The sequence below is a fragment of the Mycobacterium sp. 050272 genome (assembly GCF_039023525.1).
Classification (GTDB): domain Bacteria; phylum Actinomycetota; class Actinomycetes; order Mycobacteriales; family Mycobacteriaceae; genus Mycobacterium.
Window position 1 is genome coordinate 1 of the sequence record NZ_JBCHKV010000054.1, and the last position, 1,597, is coordinate 1,597.

2 protein-coding genes are annotated in these 1,597 nt (G+C 62.9%); both read left to right on the forward strand.

Going from position 1 to position 1,597, the window contains the following annotated elements; all coding sequences use genetic code 11:
• Positions 1-21 precede the first annotated feature (21 nt).
• A complete protein-coding gene (locus tag AAHS21_RS31920) occupies positions 22-189 on the forward strand; it encodes a hypothetical protein (RefSeq protein ID WP_342931255.1) in 168 nt (55 codons plus the stop codon).
• Positions 190-345: 156 nt separating this feature from the next.
• Positions 346-1,569 (forward strand): IS110 family transposase, encoded by a 1,224-nt coding sequence (locus AAHS21_RS31925; RefSeq protein WP_342931256.1) that lies wholly within the window; start codon positions 346-348, stop codon positions 1,567-1,569.
• The last annotated feature ends 28 nt before the right edge of the window (positions 1,570-1,597 follow it).

The window sequence follows — 1,597 nt, forward strand, 5'->3', positions numbered from 1 at the left end:
TCAGTTCAAGGAGGTGCTCACATGATCTTTGTCGGTGACGATTGGGCCGAGGATCACCACGACGTCCATCTGATGGACGACTCGGGGATGCGGCTAATGGGTCTCGAACCGCGAGCCTCCGGGAATCGAGTTCTGATCGGAGGGACGCTGTTCCTGAGCCGCCGGCCGGTGAGCGTCGTTAACAGCTGAAGCAATGGTCGACTTCTAGAGCTAGATCACGCCCCGGCCGGTTGGTGAGGGTTCCTTAGCACCGATGGGATGTCGTGCCGTTGAGCACTGATCCATTAGCTCGTCGCGGGTGCCCTTGGGCTCGAACGGGTTCGATCAGTTCAAGGAGGTGCTCACATGATCTTTGTCGGTGACGATTGGGCCGAGGATCACCACGACGTCCATCTGATGGACGACTCGGGGATGCGGCTGGCCTCGCGCCGATTACCCGAGGGACTCGCCGGGATGGGCGAGTTCCATCAGATGCTGGCCCGCCATGCCGGAGAACCCGACGAGGTCGTGATCGGCATCGAGACCGAACGCGGATTGTGGGTCACCGCTCTCGTTGCGGCTGGCTATCAGGTGTATGCGATCAACCCGATGGCGGCCGCTCGCTACCGCGACCGCCACCACGTCTCGGGAGCCAAGTCCGATGCCGGGGACGCCAAACTGTTAGCCGATCTGGTGCGCACCGATCGGCACAACCACCGCCGGATCGCTGGTGACACCGCTGATGCCGAAGCGGTCAAGGTGCTGGCTCGAGCGCATCAGAATCTGATCTGGACGCGCAACCAGCACACCAACGCGCTGCGATCGGCATTGCGCGAGTACTACCCGGCTGCGTTGGAGGCCTTCGGCGATCTGCATGGCCGAGACGCGCTCGCAATCCTGGGTCGTGCGCCCTCTCCGGTGGAGGCTGCTGGCCTGAGTCTGTCGAAGATCCGTTCTGCGCTCAAAGCCGGTGGGCGACAACGCAACCTCGACGCCCGGGCACTAGAAATTCAAACCGTGCTACGCGCCGATCAACTCACCGCGCCTGCCACGGTAACTGCGGCATTCGCAGCCAGCACCCGCGCCATGATCGGCATCATCACCGAAGTGAACCGACAGATCACTGACCTCGAGACCGAGCTGGCCACGCATTTTGAGACACACCCGGACGCCGACATCTACCGCTCCCTGCCAGGACTTGGTGTCATCCTCGGCGCCCGGGTGCTCGGTGAGTTCGGGGACGACCCGAACCGCTACACCGATTCCAAGTGTCGCAAAAACTACGCCGGAACGTCACCGTTGACCGTCGCATCCGGTCGGAAACGGGCCGTCATGGCCCGCCACGTCCGCAACCGCCGCCTCTACGACGCCATCGACCAGTGGGCGTTCTGCGCCATCAACAACAGCCCCGGCGCCCGCCTGTTCTATGACCAACGTCGCGCCGCCGGAGACCTTCACCACCAAGCACTACGCGCCCTCGGTAACCGCCTCGTCGGCATCCTGCACGGCTGCCTTCGCCACCGAACCCACTACGACGAACATAAAGCCTGGGCACACCGTCAAAACACCCCCGACACCCAAGCCGCTTGACAACTTACGAACCTGGGATGTCTAGCTG